General features: G+C 67.2%; 15 protein-coding genes and 3 tRNA genes. 13 read left to right on the plus strand and 5 right to left on the minus strand.

What is annotated here, in order from left to right; genetic code table 11:
* Nucleotides 1-20: 20 nt before the first annotated feature.
* Nucleotides 21-998 (plus strand): alpha/beta hydrolase family protein, encoded by a 978-nt coding sequence (locus JW364_RS00590; RefSeq protein ID WP_205333276.1) that lies wholly within the window; start codon nt 21-23, stop codon nt 996-998.
* An 18-nt stretch (nt 999-1016) separates the two neighbouring features.
* Here the strand turns inward: JW364_RS00590 and hisC are convergent, their stop codons facing one another.
* Nucleotides 1017-2084, minus strand: a complete 1068-nt coding sequence (gene hisC / locus JW364_RS00595; protein WP_205333275.1) for a histidinol-phosphate transaminase — start codon at nt 2082-2084, stop codon at nt 1017-1019.
* A 118-nt stretch (nt 2085-2202) separates the two neighbouring features.
* Between hisC and JW364_RS00600 the strand changes: the two genes are divergently transcribed.
* The 4 genes from JW364_RS00600 (at nt 2203) to JW364_RS00615 (ending at nt 3547) form a co-directional block, all read left to right on the plus strand.
* Nucleotides 2203-2294 (plus strand) — tRNA-Ser (locus tag JW364_RS00600).
* A 36-nt stretch (nt 2295-2330) separates the two neighbouring features.
* A tRNA-Arg gene (locus tag JW364_RS00605) sits at nt 2331-2403 on the plus strand.
* Between the two features lie 119 nt (nt 2404-2522).
* Nucleotides 2523-3161, plus strand: a complete 639-nt coding sequence (locus JW364_RS00610; protein ID WP_205333274.1) for a BlaI/MecI/CopY family transcriptional regulator — start codon at nt 2523-2525, stop codon at nt 3159-3161.
* Complete coding sequence (locus JW364_RS00615; protein ID WP_205333273.1) at nt 3161-3547, plus strand: hypothetical protein; 387 nt, start codon at nt 3161-3163, stop codon at nt 3545-3547. Before JW364_RS00610 ends, JW364_RS00615 begins: the two co-directional genes overlap by 1 nt.
* 195 nt (nt 3548-3742) lie before the next feature.
* Here JW364_RS00615 and helR read toward each other — a convergent pair whose 3' ends face one another.
* Nucleotides 3743-5869, minus strand: coding sequence for an RNA polymerase recycling motor ATPase HelR (helR, locus tag JW364_RS00620; protein WP_078111847.1), 2127 nt, complete (start codon nt 5867-5869; stop codon nt 3743-3745).
* A 589-nt stretch (nt 5870-6458) separates the two neighbouring features.
* Between helR and JW364_RS00625 the strand changes: the two genes are divergently transcribed.
* Nucleotides 6459-7244, plus strand: coding sequence for a hypothetical protein (locus tag JW364_RS00625; RefSeq protein WP_058250983.1), 786 nt, complete (start codon nt 6459-6461; stop codon nt 7242-7244).
* Between the two features lie 160 nt (nt 7245-7404).
* A complete protein-coding gene (locus JW364_RS00630; RefSeq protein ID WP_082652894.1) occupies nt 7405-7959 on the plus strand; it encodes a putative glycolipid-binding domain-containing protein in 555 nt (184 codons plus the stop codon).
* Between the two features lie 35 nt (nt 7960-7994).
* Here the strand turns inward: JW364_RS00630 and JW364_RS00635 are convergent, their stop codons facing one another.
* The gene (locus JW364_RS00635; protein ID WP_058250985.1) at nt 7995-8969 is read right to left on the minus strand and encodes a prephenate dehydrogenase; all 975 of its coding nucleotides are present in this window, start codon (nt 8967-8969) and stop codon (nt 7995-7997) included.
* A 78-nt stretch (nt 8970-9047) separates the two neighbouring features.
* Between JW364_RS00635 and JW364_RS00640 the strand changes: the two genes are divergently transcribed.
* The 5 genes from JW364_RS00640 (at nt 9048) to JW364_RS00660 (ending at nt 11109) form a co-directional block, all read left to right on the plus strand.
* On the plus strand, nt 9048-9590 hold the full coding sequence (locus tag JW364_RS00640; protein WP_058250986.1) for a tRNA adenosine deaminase-associated protein: 543 nt from the start codon (nt 9048-9050) through the stop codon (nt 9588-9590).
* A 19-nt stretch (nt 9591-9609) separates the two neighbouring features.
* Entirely contained in the window at nt 9610-10074 is a 465-nt protein-coding gene (locus JW364_RS00645) for a nucleoside deaminase (protein WP_171011642.1), read from the plus strand.
* A gap of 123 nt (nt 10075-10197) precedes the next feature.
* A complete protein-coding gene (locus JW364_RS00650) occupies nt 10198-10467 on the plus strand; it encodes a hypothetical protein (protein ID WP_058250987.1) in 270 nt (89 codons plus the stop codon).
* A 170-nt stretch (nt 10468-10637) separates the two neighbouring features.
* Complete coding sequence (locus JW364_RS00655) at nt 10638-10847, plus strand: CsbD family protein (RefSeq protein ID WP_058250988.1); 210 nt, start codon at nt 10638-10640, stop codon at nt 10845-10847.
* A gap of 171 nt (nt 10848-11018) precedes the next feature.
* Nucleotides 11019-11109: transfer RNA gene (locus JW364_RS00660), tRNA-Ser, on the plus strand.
* Nucleotides 11110-11171: 62 nt separating this feature from the next.
* Here JW364_RS00660 and JW364_RS00665 read toward each other — a convergent pair.
* Together JW364_RS00665 and JW364_RS00670 are read right to left on the minus strand one after the other, a co-directional pair.
* Entirely contained in the window at nt 11172-11852 is a 681-nt protein-coding gene (locus tag JW364_RS00665; RefSeq protein WP_068972622.1) for an MspA family porin, read from the minus strand.
* A 47-nt stretch (nt 11853-11899) separates the two neighbouring features.
* Nucleotides 11900-12568 (minus strand): MspA family porin, encoded by a 669-nt coding sequence (locus tag JW364_RS00670; protein WP_068972621.1) that lies wholly within the window; start codon nt 12566-12568, stop codon nt 11900-11902.
* Between the two features lie 292 nt (nt 12569-12860).
* On the opposite strand from JW364_RS00670, the gene JW364_RS00675 reads away from it, so the two are divergent.
* Complete coding sequence (locus JW364_RS00675) at nt 12861-13544, plus strand: AMP-binding protein (protein WP_223259072.1); 684 nt, start codon at nt 12861-12863, stop codon at nt 13542-13544.
* Nucleotides 13545-13549 lie beyond the last annotated feature (5 nt).

A 13549-nucleotide genomic window follows, 5' to 3' on the forward strand; every position in this document is an offset into this window, starting at 1 on the left:
TCGGTGAGGGAGTTGGCGAGATGTCGAGGCGATTGATCGCGGGTCTGATGTGCCTGATGGTGGGGATTCTGTCGACCCCGGCCATCGCCGACGCCGCTCCCAAACAGGTGGCGCGCATCGCCAAATCCGAGAAGCTGAGTGCGCTGCGTACCGACATCTGGGTCTTCTCACCGGCGATGAACGAGCGGATCAAGCTGTCGGTCCTCACCCCGGTCGGCGGATCGACGCCGCGGTCGACGGTCTACATGCTCGACGGCGCCGGCGCCGAGGGCGAGGTCAGCGACTGGATCACGAAGGGTCGCGCCGGACGCTTCTTCGCCGACAAGAACGTCAACGTCGTACTCCCCACCGGAGGAAAGGGCACCTTCTACACCGACTGGCAGAAGAAGGACGCCGCTCTCGGCAAGCCGATGTGGGAGACGTTCCTCACCAAGGAGCTGCCGCCGCTGATCGACGAACGGTTCGACGGTAACGGCCGCAACGCGGTCATCGGGCTGTCGATGGGTGGGCAGGCCGCGTTCTCCCTGGCCATCCGGCATCCGGAGATGTACACCGGCGTCGCCTCGCTCAGCGGCTGCCCGCCGGTGTCCGGTCCGGTCAACGAGGCCTACGTCCGTACGACCGTAGGTCGCGACGGCGGCGACGCCACCAACATGTGGGGCCCGTTCGGCTCCGCGGGCTGGCGCGCACACGACCCGAGTCTTCATCTCGACCGGTTGCGCGGGAAGAACATCTTCATCTCGGCCGGGTCGGGTGCAGTCGGCCCTCTCGACCTCCAGCGACAGATCGAACCGGAAGAAGGTCCGCGCGAGGTGGTGACGGCGTCGTCGTCGGCGCTCGAACTGGGTGCGTACCGCTGCTCGCTCGAGTTCGCCATCACGCTGCGCGCCGCGGGGGTGCCCTACACCGACGGTTTTCGCCTCATCGGAACCCACACGTGGGCGTACTGGGAGCGCGACCTCGCGGTCCTGTGGCCGACCATCGGCCGGGGGCTCTGACCGGCTCGGGGTCCAGGATCAGCTCCGGGGACCGTCCCAGCCCTCGGCGAATCGCAGGAACACGTCGTCCTCGGCGGCGCTGGTGACGGTCACCCGCACGCCGTCGCCGTCGAACGGGCGGACCACCACCCCGGCATCGACGCAGGCGCGCGCGAAGTCCATCGACGCCGCTCCAAGGTCGAGCCAGACGAAGTTGGCCTGCGAATCGGGGACCCGGTAGCCCGCATCGCGCAGTCGTGCGGTGACGCGGGCTCGTTCGGCGACGACCGCGTCGGTGCGGGCCAGCAACTGGTCGCCGGCGGCGAGGCTGGCGAGCGCGGCGGCCTGGGCGACGCTGCTGACCGAGAACGGCACGTGAACCTTGCCGAGGGCGGTGATGACCTCCGGATCGGCGATCGCGTAGCCGACGCGCAGCCCGGCCAGCCCGTACGCCTTCGAGAAGGTGCGCAGCACCACGAGGTTGCGGAACTCGCGTCGGAGCTCGAGTGCGTCGTACGCCTGACTCGACGGCAGGCGCAGGTATTCGAAGTACGCCTCGTCGAGCGCGACGATGACGTCGGACGGCACGTTCTGCAGGAACTCCCGGAGGTCGGCTGCCTCGACCACGGTCCCGGTGGGGTTGTTGGGATTGCACACGAAGATCAACCGGGTTCGGTCGGTGACCGCGTCGGCCATCGCGCGCAGGTCGTAGGTCAGCTCGCCGGTGAGCGGGACCTGGACCGGTGTCGCGCCCGCGACGCGCGTCGCCAGGGGATAGGTCTCGAAGGACCGCCACCCGAAGACCACCTCGTCGCCCGGTCCGCTGGTGACGAGGATGAGGTTCTGGCAGAGGATGACCGACCCGCATCCCACCTGGACCTCGTCTTCGGTGACCCCGAGGCTCTTGGCCAGCGCTGCGGTCAGCTCCACCATCCCGTTGTCGGGGTAGCGGTTCACGGCCGCGGCCGCCGCGCCGATGGCCTCGACGACGCTCGGCAGCGGACCTTCGGTGACCTCGTTGCTGGCGAGTTTCACCGCTCCTGGAAACGTCTTGCCCGGTACGTATACGGGAAGGTCGTCCAGGTCGGGGCGGATTCGCAAGCTCACCCGACCAATGTAGGCCGCGACCCCGAAGAGGCAGAAACCGGCTCTGACCAAACGGTTTGCTTGTGGACGCGAAGGGTGTGTAACCTTTCGACTCGGCAGTTCGAAAGGACTCCGCCAAGGAGGCGTGCCAGAGCGGCCGAATGGGACTCACTGCTAATGAGTTGTCTCGCTAAAACGGGACCGGAGGTTCAAATCCTCTCGCCTCCGCCACCGCAGTCGGCCGACGGCGGTACAACTGAATAGCACGCGCCCGTAGCTCAACGGATAGAGCATCTGACTACGGATCAGAAGGTTTGGGGTTCGAATCCCTACGGGCGCACAGAGAATCGCCAGGCGAGACCATGTCTCGCCTGGCGTTTTGTTTCGTCTTCTCACCACGAGATGCTGATCCCCAACTATAGTTGCGATAGTCTAACTTTAGTTGGAGGGGAGTCGGAGATGCAGCTGCACAAGCCGTTCGCGACGGTGACGCCGACCCTGGACGGCGACGTGCTCGATGTCCTTGCGAGTGCAGACGAAACATTCACGATTACTCAAGTCCAGCGCATTCTCACCTCTGCGTCGGGAGAAGGAATTCGCAAGGTCCTCAACCGCCTCACCAAACAGGGCGTGGTGCTGCATGACGAGGTGGGTAGGACCCACACTTACCGTCTCAACACCGAGCATCTAGCGGCTGACGCCATCATGGCGGTATCGCGCCTGAACTCGACTTTTCTGCGCCGACTCGAACAACACCTGAGCAGCTGGGGGAGCACGCTGCGTTACGCCGCCGTGTTCGGTTCGGCCGCAACGGGGCGGATGGCGCTCGACAGCGACATCGATTTGTTCCTGGTGCGGGGCCCTGATTCCTCCGACGACGGGGACGACGTGTGGGAACAACGGGTGACCGAACTCGCTCGACTGATCACCGCGTGGACCGGTAACGACGGCCGGATTGTCGAGTACGCCGAGCAGGAGTTTCATGCCGCGGCCTCTGCCGGTGAGCCTGTGTTCGACGACGTGTCGAAGCAGGGCCTGACCGTCGCGGGGACACGGTCCTGGTTCAACGCGCAGCTGCGTTCGGTGAGGAGGCCTTGATGGCCGGACAGCGGAACTGTGACTCCGGGGTCACCGCGGGGCGTCTGTCGAAGGCGAACGAATTTTTCGACGCCGCAGAACTTCTCGTCGACGAAATGCCCAACGCTGCCGGCGACTTGTACGTCGATGCGGGTATCGCTGCCGCGGACGCGATCTGCTGCGTGCGCCTCGGTACGCACTCGAACACCGGCAACCACAGTGAGGCTGTTGCCCTGCTCCGGCGAGCGGACAGCGGATCCGAACGGCATCTGAATACTCTGCTCAATTTGAAGAACAAGGTTGCTTACACACATCAGGACCTGAGCTCCGCAGAGTTGCGGAAGATGAATCGCGCTGCGGAGCATTTGGTCGAGGCGGCGAAGCAGGCGGTTGCGGCTCGGGGGTAGCGCCGCGTGCAGAAAGTCTGGGGTTCGAATCCCTACGGGCGCACCACAGAGGCCCGTCACCGATCCCGGTGACGGGCCTCTTCTGTGTGCACCGGAACCCTGGGTGGGTGGACGAGGTGCCGGTGCTGTCTTCCATCCTCGCCGGCGCCCGGGACGTCGACACGAGTACGGCACTACCCCAATCGGTGGTGGGGTCTACGTGCGGAGGATCACCAACTGCTGAGTCGCCCGGGTCATCGACACGTAGCGGTCGACCGCGCCCTCGGTGTCCGCGCCGAAGGCATCGGGGTCGACGAGCACGACGAGGTCGAACTCGAGCCCTTTGGCGAGGGTGGGGGTGAGCGACCGCACGCGGTCGGTCCCGGCGAAGCCGGATTCGCCGATCACACAGGCGATTCCGTCTCGATGGGTCGAGATCCAGTCGTCGACCACGGTGTCGAGGTCCGCGCGGTCGCCGTAGGTGACCGGAATGCCCGCGCGCCGAACCGAAGTCGGCACGTTCGCGTCGGGGAGCGCCGCGCGGATGACGGGGGCGGCCGCATCCATGATCTCTTCCGGGGTGCGGTAGTTGATCGTGAGTCCCGCCGAGGTGACGTCGCGCAGACCGACGCGACGAAGTCGCTCTGCCCATGACTCGGGGAATCCGCGTCGTGCCTGCGCGCGGTCGCCGACGACGGTGAAGCTCTTCGACGGGCAACGGTCGATCAGCATCTGCCACTGGGCGTCGGTGAGTTCCTGCGCTTCGTCGACGACGATGTGCGCGAACGGCCCGGACAGTGGGCGGGCGGTCTCGCCCACGAACCCGTCCCCGAGGTTGTGGCGCAGGTTCTCGTGCCGGAGCATCGTCATGAGTCCCTCGCCGTCGTCGTGGACCTCGGCGGCGATCAGGTCGTCGACCACCTGGTCGATGTGCTCGCGTTCCCTCGTCAGGTCCGCGCGCTGCCGGCGACGTCGGGCCGACGCTGCCGGGTCCCCGATCCGGCGGTGGGCGCGGTCGAGGATCGGCAGGTCGGCATCGGTCCAGGCGTCGGGGACGCTGCGCTGGAGTGCGCGTACCTCGCCGGGCGACAGCCACGGCGCACACATGCGGAGGAAGGCCGGCACCGACCACAGGTCACCGACGATCTCGGCGGCGTCCAGGATCGGCCATGCCCGCGAGAAAGCCGCCGCGAGTTCGTCATTCGCCGCCAACGCACGACGCAGTGCGTGCTGGGGCACGTCGTCGTCGTGTCGCGACCCGATGATCGACACCAGTTCTTCCCACACCTCGTCCCGCGCCTCGTTGTGTGCGGTTCCGCGCTCGGCTGCGTCGAAGGCGTCCGCCCAGTCGTCCGCGGTCAGAGTCGTCTCCGTCCAGAGTGTCTCGACCACGAACGGCGTCGTCGGCGGTTGTTCGTAGAACTTGACCGCCGGATCGACCGCCTCGACCATCCGAGCCGACGACTTCAACCGTGCCACGTCGACGTCGGCTTCGGTTGTCGCCGAATCACCTTCGACGACGAGGTCGGCGAGAGTGCACGTCTGGACGCTCTCCTCGCCGAGGCTCGGCAGCACATCGGCGACGTAGGCGAGGTACGGCCGATGAGGTCCGACGACGAGCAACCCGCCCCGATGACCGGCGAGGCGCGGATCGGCGTAGACGAGGTAGGCGGCACGATGCAGCCCGACGACGGTCTTGCCGGTTCCCGGCCCGCCGTCGACGACGAGGGTCCCGTGCGAGTCGGCTCGGATGATCGAGTCCTGATCGGTGGCGATGGTGCCCAGGACATCTCGCATGCGCGGGGAACGACTGGCGCCGAGGTCGGCGAGGAACGCGGACTGCTCGTCGAGCGCCGCGTGCGAGGTGAGCACCGCGGGGTCGTCGACGAAGACCTCGTCCCAGTAGTCGGTGATCCGGCCGTGGGTCCAGCGGTAGCGGCGTCGGCTCACCAGTCCCATCGGGTCGCGGCGGGTGGCGGCGAAGAACGGCGCGGCCAGCGGGGTGCGCCAGTCGACGAGCAGGGTCTCGCCGGCGGCATCGGTCAGCCCGAGCCGGCCGATGTAAAGGATCTCCCCGCCGTCGCGGACCAGCCGACCCAGGCACAGGTCGAGACCGAACCGCCGCAGCGATCGGATACGTGCGCCGAGCTGGTGGATCTCCATGTCGCGGTCGACGGCCCGGCGACCCCTGCCACCGGCTTCGCGCCAAAGCTGCTGCAGGCGCTCGTCTGCGTCGGCCAAGTTGCGTCGAAGGTTCGTGGTGATCGAGGCGAAGTGTCGGGTGTCGTCGGTGACGAGGGCCGGATCGTTCTTCGGGGACAGGCTGTCGGGGAGGGCGAACACCGCGGTGGACGTTGACGTCGCGGTGTCGGGGACTGGGGTTTCGGGGACTGGGGGCACAGAGATGACTCCGAATCAGCAGGTGGCAGGGGTGGTCGTCGCAGGTGAGACAGCGATTCTGCACCAGAAAGGGCGGCTTGCGGCAAGCCCCTGTCCAGGTCTTATGGTGAAAGGGGCAGAGATCGGCGGGTGCGCAGGTGAAACGGACCCCGATATCACTTGTCCTGGACGTCCGCGCAGCTGTTGCCGCCCGCGGTGCTGTATGTGAAAGTACTTTCAGTTCACTACGGTGAACTCTTTTCGGTGGGGCCTGTCAGGGGGCTGCCGCCCCCGAGGGCACGGGGGTGGGGCGGCAGCGCGGCCACGGTTTCCGCGTCTCCGTCATTTGATGTTCGGGCTCATTCGACCGACTGGTTCGCTGTCGTCGCGGCATCGTCGTGGCCTGCGGTTTTCCGATCGTCGAGGTGGGCTCCCGACTTCGCGCCGTAAGGTCGGAGAGGGAATGACGCGCGCCGTCGAGCCGGATCGTAGGTTTCGGTCGAGGCCGCGCCGCGTCGACGACGACGCTCGAGAATCCGACCGGAGGCCGACGATGGGACAGCCGTACGGGGGGCCGAACCCCGGTGCTCACGACCCTCGACGCCGCGACGGGAGCGGTGGTCAGACCGGCGGGTCGCTTCGCGATCTCTACGGGCAACCCGTCGCACCGCAGCTTTATCCGCCGCTCGGGTACGCCGTGGACGGGACCCCGATGTTCCGCCCCGGTCAGCCGACGAACACCGAGATCACCATGGCCGAGCGCGCTGAGCGTGCCGAGGCCGAACGCGTCGCGGCCGCCGAGCGGGAGGTCGAAAGCGCCGACGGCCGACCGGGTTCACGCATCCGCAAGGTGCCCACCGCGACCCTGATCCTGACCCTGGGCGTGGTGGTGCTGCTCGTGGTGGCTTTCGTCGGGTTCCTCGGGCTGCGGGAGGAGGCACCGCAGGACCGCTTCGCCGACTCGCCGCCGGTCACCGACACCATGCCGATCCCACGCACCTTCGAACCGCCCAGCCTCACCCCGCCCGACCCGGGACAGCAGCTTCCGGGCCAACCTGGTGAGCGCATCGATCCGCAGAACAAACCGGTGACCTACGAGGCGACCATCGACGGGCAGGCCACCATCCTCTACGTCGACGACAACGGCCTGCGCTCGGAGTTCGCCCCGACGAATCCGTGGACCGTTCAGTTCACCGGCGGGGTCAACCCGCTGCGCCTCTTGGTCATCGCGGGAACGGGTAGCTCGGTGAGTTGCTCGATCACGGTCGCGGGCGAGGTGGTGGTCGAAGACACCGTGACGCCGTCATCGACCCGCCGGACCGCGTCCTGTATCGCCTGAACGGTCACGTCTTCGGGGTCCCGGACCGGGTGATCGGTCGGGTGACCAGGTCGTCCGATGTGTGATCGGGGCGGTTGCTCGCTACCGTGGTCACGTGAGTTCTCCGCAGACAGCCCCTGACAGCGGTCAGTCCTCCGCCACCAACGACGAGTTCAAGACGATGCTCACGTGGCGAGGCGAAGACACCGATCGACTGGAACAGGTCCGCCTGGTCGTGTCCGGCGCACGACTCAAGGCCTATGGACGGATCATCGCCGCGGCGACCGCCGACCACGAGGCGTTCTCCGCGTCCTACGAACTGCAGACCACCGATGCCGGTGTGGTCAAGCGGCTCACCGTCCACCTGGTACGCACTGACGGTGAGACGCAGTTCGGCATCACCCGCGACGACGAGGGCACGTGGCTGATCCGTCGTCCCGACGGTGAGACCACCCGTTCGGACTTCGACGGCGCCGAAGACGTGGACCTCGCATTGTCACCGATGTTCAACGCCTTGCCGATCCGGCGACGCGCTCTCTCGGCGTCGACTCCCGGTGCGGTCGAGATCCCGGTCGCGTACATGTACCTGCCCAGCGGAGACGTGAAGCCGGCGACGATGTCGTACACCCCGGGCACGGACGGATTCCGTGTGGTGTCGCCGCTTGCGACCACCACCATCACCGTCGACGAGAACAACTTCGTCGTCGACTACCCGGGTCTCGCACGCCGGGTCTGACGTGTGCGGGCGGCCCCAGGGACGCGGCGCGGCGGTCAGCCCACCCACACCCGGCCCTGATGGGCCTGCCGGCGTAGTTCCTGCTGCCACCCGTCGTCGCCGACCGTCACCCCGGAGATGACCTCCGCGGCGCCGGAATGCAGTTGCTCGTACGCCTTTCGCGCGCGGTGCCCGTCGTCGACCAGCACTTCGGCGGTTCCGTGGTCGCGGAGTTCGTCGCGGACGGCGGTGAGGCGGTCGATGGTCTCGCTGAGGACGTTGAGCACGGCGATGCCGTTGGCCTCGATCATCGCGCGCTGCAGGGCGGGTGCGGTGCCGGCGACGCGGGTGCCGTCGCGAAAGCTGCCGGCGGCCAGGCGTAGGGCGAGGTCGCTCTCACCGGCCCCGACGGCGGCCGTGGCCGCGGCGGTCAGGTGTGGCAGATGCGAGATCGCGGCGACCGCCCGATCGTGCGCGTCGGGTGCGACCGGCACCACTCGCGAGCCGACCGTCACGGCCAGCGCGGCCACCGTGAGCCAGTCGTCGGCCGGGGTGTGGTCGGTGGTGGTGACCGCCCACATCGCCCCGTCGAAGAGGGTGGCGTCGGTTGCCGCCCAACCCGACGAACTGGTCCCGGCCATCGGATGCCCGCCGACGTATCGACCTCCGGGATGCAGATCGGCGAGTAGGCGCTCGACTTCCTGCTTGACGCTGATCACGTCGGTGACCAGGAGCCCGGGCGCGTTCTCGGCGATGGCCGTCACCAGGGGGCCGATCGTCGTCACCGGTGTCGCGAGCACGAGCAGCGCGTCCGACGACGCCGCACGCTCGAGTGTCGCAACGAGATCCGCGGACGCGTCATAACCGTCGCCGATGGCCGCATCGACGGTCGTGGCCGACCGGTTGTAGCCGAACGCCTCGTGCCCGGCGTCGTGCAGGGCCCGCAGCAGCGAGCCGCCGATCAGGCCGAGACCCAGCACACAGACCGGCGTGGAAAGGGCGACAGCGGGGGACGACGGCGCGGCAGTCACCCTGACACGTTCCCATACCGGTCATGCCCGGTGAACCGGGACTTGGGAGTACCGGTGATAGGGGCTACGGTTTGTCGCATGGCCGGTGCCGGATTTGGGAAGTCGGGGTCGAACGCGCAGGACGTGGACGACGACATCGACGGTTTCGCCGTGGCGGTCGTCCGCGACGAGAGCGGTTGGAAGGTCACCGCGATGAAACCGTCGGCGCTCTCCGATCTCGAGGACGCCGAGACCCAGTTGCGTGAGCTGCGTTCGGCGGGCGCGGTCTTCGGACTCCTCGACGTCGACGACGAGTTCTTCATCATCGTCCGGCCGTCGCCGACCGGGGCGCGTCTGCTTATCTCCGACGCGACCGCCTCCGTCGACTACGACATCGCGGTCGACGCATTGGACGCCCTCAACATCGAGGTCCCCGACATCGATCCGGACGAGCTCGATCAGATCGATCCGTGGGAGGAAGGGGACCTCGGGTTGCTCGCCGACCTGGGACTGCCCGACGCGGTCATGAGCATCATCGTCGGGGACACCGATCTGTATGCCGACGAACAGCTCGGCATGATCGCGGCGCGGCTCGGTTTCGCCGACGAGCTGGGCAAGGTCCTCGACTCCCTCGGCCACTGAGTCCGCACGAAGCCGCGCGATGAGTGCGCCCGCCTGGGAGGCCATGGTCCGCTCCGCGCTCGACGCGGCGGCACTGTCGGGCACCGACGACGTACCCATCGGGGCAGTCGTGTTCGACCCCGAGGGCGTCGAACTGGCCCGCGCCGCCAACCGTCGCGAGGCCGATTCCGATCCGACGGCCCACGCCGAGGTGCTTGCGCTGCGTGCCGCGGCGCGGGCGTTCGGTGATGGATGGCGGCTCCCGGGATGCACGATCGCGGTGACCGTCGAACCGTGCACGATGTGTGCCGGAGCGATCACGCTGTCCCGGGTCGACGCCGTCGTCTTCGGGGCGTGGGAGCCCAAGACCGGTGCAGTCGGTTCGCTGTGGGACGTCGTCCGCGATCCACGGCTGTCGCATCGCCCCCAGGTGAAGGGCGGCGTCCTCGAAGCCGAGTGCCGCGCACTCATGGTCGACTTCTTCGCCACCCGACGACACCCGTGACCGTCGTCATCTCGGGGTCGTGAGGACTCAAGATCGGTGAGATCTCAGGGTGCGGACCGGTGGTCGGCGGCGGGCGGTCCTGGCAGATTGGACGTCAGCATCCCCGATCCGCGAGGAGTAATCATGACCGATCCGTCCGACAAGGTGACCGCGGCCTTCGACACCGCCAAGGCCAAGATCAACGAGCTCGCCGAGAGCGGCAAGGTCCAGGAGGCGCTGGGTACCGCGCGCGACAAGATCGACGAGTTCGTCGAGAGCAAGCAGGTCCAGGATGCGCTGGACACCGCCAAGGACAAGCTCAACGATCTCGCCGAGAACGAGAAGGTCCAAGAGGCGTTCAGTACCGCCAAGGACAAGATCAACGAGGTGTCCCAGAAGTTCAACAGCCGCTGACAGGTCACTGACCTGCGGTCATGCAGCTCAGTGCACACCTGTGGCACGGTGGGATGCGGGAGTCCGCTCCCCAGGCGGCGCCAGTGTCGAGCAGCCGGCGCGTCGGTCGTCGCCGAGTTCTTCCACATCGGACGGCACCCGGCCGCGCCGAACCTCACCGAGGAGGCTTCATGGGAACCACGGACGACGCCAAGAACAAGGCCGAAGAGCTCAAGGGTCGCGGCAAGGAAGCTGCCGGCAGCCTCACCGACGATCAGGACCTCAAGAACGAGGGCAAGGGCGACCAGGCGCAGGCCGAGGGCAAGCAGAAGATCACCGACGCCGCCGACGCCGTCAAGGGCAAGATCGACGACGTCAAGGACAAGCTGACCGGCCACTAGGCCCCCTGCTCCCTGAGGTGCGAGGAGCGATAGCGACAAGCCTCGAAGGGGCCTGCCGAGACGAGTTGCGAGGACCCTTCGTGACGCTCGCAAGCTCGCTCCTCAGGGGGCGGGGGTGGGCCTGAGCAGCCGATTTAAGTCTGACCGCGGGTCTGCGGTACAGTCTTCGGCGGTGGCGTGTCCGAGCGGCCGAAGGTGCAGCACTCGAAATGCTGTGTGCGGTAACCCCGTACCGAGGGTTCAAATCCCTCCGCCACCGCCAAAAATGGCCCCCCCATCCTCACGGGTGGGGGGCCATTTCGCATCTCTGGGAGCGGTGGTCGGTCAGCCCATGCTGAACGGCTTTCCGTACACGGCGATCGACTGCGACACGTTGTCGGTGGTGATGCTCACCTTGGCGTACGACCGGGCCTGCGCGTAACCGGCGCAGCCGTTCACCATCATGGTCTCGTTGGTGTACGCCAGTGTGCCCTTGCCGCCGGAGAAGCTGATCGACGACGAGTGGCCGGCCGCACCGAACGCGTCTTTGTACTCACGGTCGTTGATGACGTAGTTGACCGCTTGGCCGGGCCCGATGGTCACGCCGGCGCCGGTCTCGGCCGTCGTGGTCGCGCTCTGGAGGTCGAAGTTGGGTGCGGTCGCGCCGGCCCTGCTGTTCGAGTTGCCGCCCAGTGTCAGCTGGCAGCCGGCGATGTAGCCGGCGCCGACACCGATCTTCGCGGCCGGGTCGGACGTGGTCACCACATACTTGCCGGACACCCAGGCGTTGCGGTGCAGGGGCGTGGCGCCCATCGACGGGGTGATCCGCGCGGACTCTTTGCTGCGCGTGATGGTCACCGTCGTACCGTCTTTCAACTTCTTCGTGACGGATTGCCCGGGGAGTTGGACGGTGGTGTCGGCGTGTGCGGGTGCGGCATCGAGGACGGGTATCAGTGCCGCGCAGGCGACTGCGGTCGTGGACGCGATGATCCGGGTGCGCGTGGCGCGGCGCTTGGTGACGGTCATGGGAGCTCCGATTCGGCGGGTCATGGTGGTGGACAACGGGTTCGCGGTCAGCCGATGGAGAACGGCTTGCCGTAGAGGTTCACCTTCTGGTGCACCTCGCCGGTGGTCTCGATCGTGGTGAATGCTCGTGCCTGGGCGTATCCGCCGCAGTTCTGCACGTCGATCTGCGCGTCGTCGTAACCGAGGTGGTAAGTACCGGCCTTCTCGATGTTCTTGGTGTTCAACACCACGAACGTGACGTCGCCGGCGGCCAGCGGGACGGTCAGGGTCCCCGACAGGGAGGGTGCGGTCGGGGTCAACGATCCGGACAGACCGCCCTGCAGGCCCTTGATGTTCACCTGGCACCCGATGATGTAGCCGGTGGACAGGGTGGCCGCGGCGCCGTTCGTGGCGGTTCCGTTGCTTCCGGGCAGGGTGGTCTCGCCGGCCGCGCCGACGCTCGGTCCTGCCTTCGCCGGTTTGAGATTCGGTGCGTACAAGGTGATCTGGCCGCTGACCCAGGTGGTTCTGGACACGCCGTTGGCAGCCATCGACGTCGAGACCCGCGCGCTCTCCTCGGATCGGACGATCTGGACGCCCTCACCTTTCGCGGTGCCGCCCGGAAGCCGGACGAATGTGTCTGCGCCCGCCGACGCGGCGCCGGCGAGCAGCGCGGCAGTCACCGATCCGCCGATGAGTGCGGACAGTCCGACGGCCCGCAGGGTTCGTTGTGTCATCTCGTGCTCTCCTCGTGTCATCAACCCGTTCGGAAACGGGGTGTCGCATGAACGTCGGGACTCATCGCAGGGGGAGACCCGACAGCTGCGGCAGGGTGGGATCGTAGGTGAACGTACCCTAAACTCGATATGAGTGAAAAACTATGTAGGGGGTTGACACCGACCCGCTTGGTAAAGGTAGCCTAACCTCTGCAAGGTGAGGGTCTCATGCCGGTGCGAGACGGTGGAGTCGCCCGCGAGTTCCACGAGTTCGGCTGCACGGCAGACGAACTCGCTACGCATACGGGGATGTGTGAGTCAGACGTCGGCTTCATGTTCGCTGCTGAGCGGCGCCCACGACACCCATGGCTCGCTGCCCGCGGTGCGCACCGGTGACGCCGTCATCGACTTCGAACGGTTCTACGAGTCCGTGGAATGGATGGCCGAGCAACTGGTCTCCTGCGGGGTCCGCGCGGGCAGTCGGGTGGGTCTCGTGATCCGCACCGGCTGGGAGTTCGTGCTCGCCTGGTATTCCTTGCTGGAGGTCGACGCCGTCACGGTTCCGATCGTCCTCGGCCCAGCGAACGAACCGGCACATTCGTGCGAGATCGGTTTCGTGCTCGCTCATGTCGATCAATGCACCGAGGTCGAGGATCTGGTCGAAGCCGCCGTGCCCCGGAGCCACTGTCGTCAGATGTACCGCGTCGGCGACGAGTTCGTCCTCGCTGCACTCCGGACGGCGGACATGCTCCGGAACGAGGGCGGCCTCGTCGACCTCGGACACGAACCACAAGCCGCCACCGGCCAACTCATCGCCGAAGCGGAGCGGATGGTGGCGGACGTCGGGCTGCGTCGTGGCGAGTATGTGTCTTTCGAAGGCGATCTCGGTACTCGCGACACCATGGTCCGGATCCTCGCCTGCGCGTCGGCCGGCGCATGCGTCGCGGTCGACGCCCCGTACGGCGAGCCCCACTGGGGTGCCCCGAGCACTCGCTGACCGAT

This window comes from Gordonia sp. BP-119 (assembly GCF_016924115.1).
GTDB lineage: Bacteria > Actinomycetota > Actinomycetes > Mycobacteriales > Mycobacteriaceae > Gordonia > Gordonia hongkongensis.

What these genes read in the sequence shown, in the direction of transcription:
- JW364_RS00640 (WP_058250986.1), top strand. Translation starts at nt 9,048, where the DNA reads ATGGCCGGTGCCGGATTTGGGAAGTCGGGGTCGAACGCGCAGGACGTG.
- JW364_RS00625 (WP_058250983.1), top strand. Translation starts at nt 6,459, where the DNA reads ATGGGACAGCCGTACGGGGGGCCGAACCCCGGTGCTCACGACCCTCGA.
- JW364_RS00610 (WP_205333274.1), top strand. Translation starts at nt 2,523, where the DNA reads ATGCAGCTGCACAAGCCGTTCGCGACGGTGACGCCGACCCTGGACGGC.
- JW364_RS00590 (WP_205333276.1), top strand. Translation starts at nt 21, where the DNA reads ATGTCGAGGCGATTGATCGCGGGTCTGATGTGCCTGATGGTGGGGATT.
- JW364_RS00645 (WP_171011642.1), top strand. Translation starts at nt 9,610, where the DNA reads ATGAGTGCGCCCGCCTGGGAGGCCATGGTCCGCTCCGCGCTCGACGCG.
- JW364_RS00665 (WP_068972622.1), bottom strand. Translation starts at nt 11,852, where the DNA reads ATGACCGTCACCAAGCGCCGCGCCACGCGCACCCGGATCATCGCGTCC.
- JW364_RS00615 (WP_205333273.1), top strand. Translation starts at nt 3,161, where the DNA reads ATGGCCGGACAGCGGAACTGTGACTCCGGGGTCACCGCGGGGCGTCTG.
- JW364_RS00655 (WP_058250988.1), top strand. Translation starts at nt 10,638, where the DNA reads ATGGGAACCACGGACGACGCCAAGAACAAGGCCGAAGAGCTCAAGGGT.
- JW364_RS00650 (WP_058250987.1), top strand. Translation starts at nt 10,198, where the DNA reads ATGACCGATCCGTCCGACAAGGTGACCGCGGCCTTCGACACCGCCAAG.
- JW364_RS00630 (WP_082652894.1), top strand. Translation starts at nt 7,405, where the DNA reads ATGCTCACGTGGCGAGGCGAAGACACCGATCGACTGGAACAGGTCCGC.
- JW364_RS00670 (WP_068972621.1), bottom strand. Translation starts at nt 12,568, where the DNA reads ATGACACAACGAACCCTGCGGGCCGTCGGACTGTCCGCACTCATCGGC.